The 5,868-nt window shown below is 47.1% G+C and carries 3 protein-coding genes; 1 reads left to right on the top strand and 2 read right to left on the bottom strand.

All coding sequences use genetic code 11. The features are described 5' to 3' along the window. Positions 1 to 3: 3 nt before the first annotated feature. Complete coding sequence (locus tag LN995_RS21310) at positions 4 to 315, bottom strand: DinB family protein (RefSeq protein WP_229963121.1); 312 nt, start codon at positions 313 to 315, stop codon at positions 4 to 6. A gap of 394 nt (positions 316 to 709) precedes the next feature. Beyond that, a complete protein-coding gene (locus LN995_RS21315; protein ID WP_229963122.1) occupies positions 710 to 1,195 on the bottom strand; it encodes a hypothetical protein in 486 nt (161 codons plus the stop codon). A 227-nt stretch (positions 1,196 to 1,422) separates the two neighbouring features. Here LN995_RS21315 and LN995_RS21320 point away from each other — a divergent pair, with 227 nt between their 5' ends. Then, entirely contained in the window at positions 1,423 to 5,442 is a 4,020-nt protein-coding gene (locus LN995_RS21320) for a hypothetical protein (protein ID WP_229963123.1), read from the top strand. Positions 5,443 to 5,868: the final 426 nt, after the last annotated feature.

A 5,868-nucleotide genomic window follows, 5' to 3' on the forward strand; every position in this document is an offset into this window, starting at 1 on the left:
GTTCTATTTACAGGGGAGCTGACACATATATGCTTTCGCCTTTGCCAGGTTCTTCTCGAACAGCGTCAAGAGCCCCTCTGTGTTAGTTACATTACCTGGATTATAGGGGCTGGCAGCAAAGTCGAGTTCATCGGTTGTAACAGCCAAGGTTATCCAGGTGGGCAAATCGGCAATGTGCAGTGCCAGGTCTTTAACAGGCATGCTCTTGGGGTGAGGCTGCCAATCGTATTTGTCGTCAGGCACGATGGCCAGCATTTTGCGGGTTTTCTGCCCTTCTTCCTCTATCTCCTTCAAAAGCTTTTCGATGAGTTTCATAGGTTTATTTTGTTAGTTTATACAAAACAATACTACTAAATAAATTAGTTTGCACCAATATATTTAGCAACATGTTACTATCAATCTTTGTCGATCAAGGAAAAGGCATGCTAACCATGGCACCGGCATAACAGGCTCCGGCCACCATTTCCTGGTGGCCTCCTTCCATCCCAAAATACCGGGGAATTTTGAGATCAATATTCCTCACAAGTGCTGCGGCGGTTTGCTTTGCGTTTGCTCCCAGAAGTTTGCTGTGCGTTAGGCTTGGTTTGCAGGAGGTTTGCTAACCGGCTACCGTATAACGACGATTATGTACAACAAAGTCGGTTTTGGTAAGATGCAAGTGGAAAGTAGCAAAGGGCTTAAAATACACTTGTTAGCCTGAGCAAGAACACTACTGAGACAACCAATATTCAGCTGTTTCCATGTCCAAAAATACTCTCATCTCAACGATTTTCGCCAGCACAGGATTCTGCCGAATTGCTTCCTGAATTAGAGCATCAGGGACCATGTCTATGCTTTTTGGGCTTGCTACCCAAGCTAGCCGGTGGTGTAATTCATAATCAAAAGCGGCAAAGAATTCATTTGCTGTCCAGCTTTGACCAGCCAGGGTGATGTAGTCTATCTTGCGCATGTCATGTAGCCAATTAGTAAGACCTTCTCCGCGGGCAAATTGTAGAGCTACTTCTAACACTTCTCTGGCAGGAGTGCCGCTGGTGTGCTGCAACCAGGTCACCTGAATAAATTTGTGTTCAAGGTTCACCTCAACCTTTGCAAATTCATTGGAGTAGATTTCAGCTAGTACCATAGGTGTTAATTTATGCCAACTGTATCTTAAGCGATAATTATTGCTTACCAGCTTGCCTTTTTCGTGCCGCATGCCTCCAGCAAATTAGTTCATCTTAGAAGCCTGCATGGCCCCGGGCAGCCTTCCCGGCGCTTGCAGTCTTTCTTTATTATCCTATGCCTGAACTTCGCGTAAGTTGATATAGGGTACACAGATAAATATCCCAAATAAACCCTATGACCATTCATTAATGCGTAGACTCAAGCAAAGGGGCAGCATAAGTTTCTCCTGTTTTTCAAAATTGAATATTACTTATACCGATGTCATCATCAGAAAAGACAAGCCTTGGCCGAAAAGTACTAAAGATTGCAGGTATTGTATCAGCGTGTGTGTTAGGCCTGGTTCTTATCCTGACTATATTACTGCTGACCGTACTGGAGCCTTATGCAGAAAGCTTTCTCAAAAAGCAGGTGACAGAAAATACAGATGGCTTATACAAACTCGATCTTGAGGACATAGATATTAACCTGCTTGCCACAACAGTCAACTTAAAAGACATCCGTTTATCTCCCGACTCGGCCGTGCACCGGCAGCAGCGCGAAGCCGGAGAGGCCAGCCCCATGCTTGTTGAGCTGGAAACGCAGAAGTTTACCATTTCTGGCATCAACCTGATAGACGCCATTTTCAGACAGCAGCTAAGCATTGGCACTGTGTTTATGGACAGCCCCGAAATAACCGTTCTGGTAGATAAAAGTGTAGAGAAGGAGGATGCCGAAGAAGAGCAAAATAATGGCGGCGCTTTAACAGATTTTGTAGAATCCGTTGAAATCGGAGAAATAGACATCCCCGAAGCTACTGTTCATCAATATTTTTGGGGAGCGCCGGAAAAGCCTGTACACGAAGTGCCGCACCTGTCGCTGCGTGTTCTGGCACTGGAACTGGACTTGCTTAACCAGGATGACTACACTCAGATTTTTGATGCAGATGATATTCAGTTAGAGCTAAGGGACTATGCTTTCTACATGCCCGACAGCGTCTATAACATAACGTTTAATCTGTTCAGCTACTCTTCGGAAGCCGGGCAGCTACAGCTGGAGGGTTTCAGGGTAACAGCGGACCATGAAGCCAATATGGCCCTGAGCGCCGAAGATGCCAGCCAGATGTTGTTTGGATTGCTTGTACCCCGACTGCAATTAGATGGCTTCGATATAGTGGAGGCCTATCGTACAAAACAGCTGCAAATGGGGCGTTTAACGTTAGAGAACACGGAGCTTGAGATGTTAGAGAACCCCTATATTGCTGCCGATACCGCAACGCTGGACCTGCACCAGCTTTACGGGCAGGCATCTGACTATCTGAAGGCTATAGGCCTGGAAGAAGTGCACCTGGCAGATGCACGCCTGGTGTACCGCACGAAGCTGCAGGAAGTTAAAACAGTACAGTACTTGGATAAGCTGAATGTGAGCCTGCAGGATGTGCAGCTTGACTCCGCTACGATCTTCACCTCAAGAGACAGCCTGCCTGTTCAGGGCTTTCTGGTTACTGCGGAGGGCTACCGCTACAGGCCCCCTCAAACACCTTATACGTACGATGTGGCGAGGCTGGAACTGTCGAGCCGGGAGAAGTACCTGCATGTTGATTCCATCAGTGTAAAAGGTGATAGGAGTAAAAATGACAGTTTGAAAACCAGCGGCAATGCCGGGTCTTTCGTGTTTGATTTCAAATCCCCTGGCTTGCGCATAGACGATATGGATCTGCTCCAGGCCTTTCAGACAAAGATGCTGGATATTGGGAGCGCCGAACTTCTTAAGCCGGCACTTGATGTCACTAATTTTGAAACAGTGCCGGCACCAGATCTGGAAGTGGTATTGCAGAATGCGTATGAGCAGTTTTCTGGTTTTATAGATGAGCTAAAGGTTAGGCAAATACGCCTGCAGGATGCCTATTATACCCAGCATATAAAAAATGGCGATATCACCCTTAGCCAGGAACTGGAAGAAGGTGCCCTCACCCTCACAGGGCTACACATAGACTCCCTGTTCGTTTATGAGCAGGAGCCCCGGCTCCCGCTGCATGCTATCGTTTTGTCAGGGCGCAGTTACAAACACTGGATACCGGATAATGCCCAGACCTTTTCGCTTGGCAGGTTCCGTTACTCCACCAGGAGTGAGGAGCTTACCGCAAGATCCATTGAACTAACTGCCGATACCGAGCAAGACGACAAACTCAAACGCGCTGATGATGCCAGCCAGAGCCTGTTCGATTTTTCCGCACCCCTGTTCCGGGTCACCGGGCTGAATGTTATCCGGGCCATGAACAGTGGCAGCATGGCTATCGACCAGATGACCCTCAGCCAGCCTGACGTTGTTGTTACGATGGACAGGGATGTAGAGGCCTCAGGAAATGAGCAGGGGCAGGCTACAGCTATGTTATTCAGTTTTTTCGACCCTGTTACTGTTAATGCCATCCACCTGGAAGACGGCACCTTTACCTACCGGGAAAAGCGCGAAGATATATTCCGCACGCAGAAGCTTGAACATGCCTCCGTCACAGTAACAGCGCTGCATCTTAGCCCCGAGGCGCTCTCAGACCTGGACAATGCCCTGCCTATGGAAGAATTGGCCCTGACGGCAAGCGATTTTACCTACCAGACCCCCGATAGCGTCTACACCATTACACTGGACAGTCTGGCGTATTCCAGCAGCAAACAGGTACTCACTGCGCGTTTGTTTGAGGTTACCTCAGATAAAGAGGCGCATGAAAGGATAAAAGAGGAAAACTTTGAGAAGACTAGCAGCAACCTGTTCGATATAGCAGCAAATAAATTCCAGATGACAGGCTTCGACCTCATTCGCTCCTATGAAACGGGCCGTTACACCATGGCAGAGGTGATATTAACGGAGCCAGAGGTGGCGATATTACAGGACCGGAACGTAGTAGAGGAACGTTCAGAAGAAGAAGCGGACGCAAGTGAAGGCAATGATACTGATGAAGAGAATGGAGGGCAGGAAGAAGACACAGAAAACACATCAGGCACAGCACTGGCCGGGGCGGCAGGAGACAATGGTGAAAATAAGGCCATGCAGCAGGTAAGCGAATTTGTAGAGACCTTTCGGGTGGGCCGCATCCGTGTAGAGGATGGCAGGTTTAAGCTTAACATATTGAAGGACACCATACAAAGAAGCCACACGCTGGAGCATGTATCTGTGGTTGTAGAGGAACTAAGGCTCGCTTCACTGGAAGCCCCCGACCCGCTGGAAATGTTTGAAGTGGATGATATAGGAATATTGGTACAGGAGTATGCCTTCATTACCCCAGACAGCTTATATGCCTTTCGGATTGGAGGAGTAAGAACAGAACTGAACAGCCAGACGCTTACCATTGATAGTGTGCGGTTGGTGCCGCTTTTCGAGATCGATGAATACCAGGATAAACTTGAATATACAGCAGACCGCATCGATCTGAAAATCCCGAACATTCAGATGGAGGGCTTCAGGTTGGATGCCTTGTTTAACAATCAGGAGATAATTGCCTCAAAAATCCAGCTTAGCAACCTGGAGATAGACATCTTCAGGGACAACAGGGTAGAAGCAGACCCGGGAAGGCAGCCCTTCACGCTTCAAACGATGCTAAAGAATGTGGAGTTCCTGGTTCAGATAGATACCGTGACTGCATTAGGTGGTAAGATAGTGTATTCAGAGATATCAGCTGACGGCACAGAACCTGGAGTACTTACCCTGGATGAAACGGTATTGCTGGTTACCAACATCACCAATGACTCGCTGCAGATTAGAGAGCAGAATACGATGACTGCCGAAGCAAGCACCAACTTAATGGGCGAGAGCATACTGAGGGTTAAGTTCGAGTTCTACATGGATCACCCCGAGGACCTGTATACTTATGAGGGCTCGCTGGAGCCGATGAAGTTCGAGGCTTTTAATCCGCTATTTGAGCAGGTCATGTTAATTCGCATGGAAAGCGGCCGCATTAATAAGGCAGATTTTGCTGTGAGGGCAACAGAACATATAGCAAAGGGGCAGATCCGCTTCCTTTACGACGACTTGGACATCCAGCTGATTGATAAGGAAGACCCGGAGAATCCCGGCTTTTTCTTAAATACGGGTAGCTGGCTTATCAACAACCTGATTATAAAGGACAATAACCCTTCCAGCACCGGGAACTTTCGCGAGGGGGAGATAGAAGAGGAAAGGAATTACAGGAAGTCAGTGTTTTTCCACATGGGTGGCGCCATGGTCAGCGGCATGGTCTCCAGCCTGATGCCCGGCTGGATTGAGCGAATAGTTGACGCCCTGGTAAAGCTGCCTTATAAAGACACATGATATTCAACAGGCGTCTGAATCAGCAGCAGCACGATAGACTCACCTAATCGCGCCCCTTTTTTTGGGAGAGTTGAAAGTTTTATTCCTCCAAGGCTAATCTTATAAGAAACTGTTTTAAAACCTATTACAATCTTTTTACCATGACACTTATCATAACGTGAACTCGGGAATTAATCTTTGAAAATTTCCAGAGCTCTTAATATAAATATCGGTTGATGTATTCTTCTATATCGGGGAATACAACCTAAAAATGCAGATATATGATATGATACTCACAATTACTTAATGATCAATCTTCTGTATAACCTACCGTAAATCAATTATTTAAATATGGTTTAATTCCCGAGTTCACGTTAATTAATAGTCATTACTCTGGTTTTGCCCAGTGTGTCTTGTCCCGGAAAACCGCCGTGGCTGTTGCACAAC

The organism is Pontibacter silvestris (assembly GCF_020907275.1).
In the GTDB taxonomy this organism is placed as follows: Bacteria; Bacteroidota; Bacteroidia; order Cytophagales; family Hymenobacteraceae; genus Pontibacter; species Pontibacter silvestris.

What these genes read in the sequence shown, in the direction of transcription:
- LN995_RS21310 (WP_229963121.1), bottom strand. Translation starts at nt 315, where the DNA reads ATGAAACTCATCGAAAAGCTTTTGAAGGAGATAGAGGAAGAAGGGCAG.
- LN995_RS21315 (WP_229963122.1), bottom strand. Translation starts at nt 1,195, where the DNA reads ATGCGGCACGAAAAAGGCAAGCTGGTAAGCAATAATTATCGCTTAAGA.
- LN995_RS21320 (WP_229963123.1), top strand. Translation starts at nt 1,423, where the DNA reads ATGTCATCATCAGAAAAGACAAGCCTTGGCCGAAAAGTACTAAAGATT.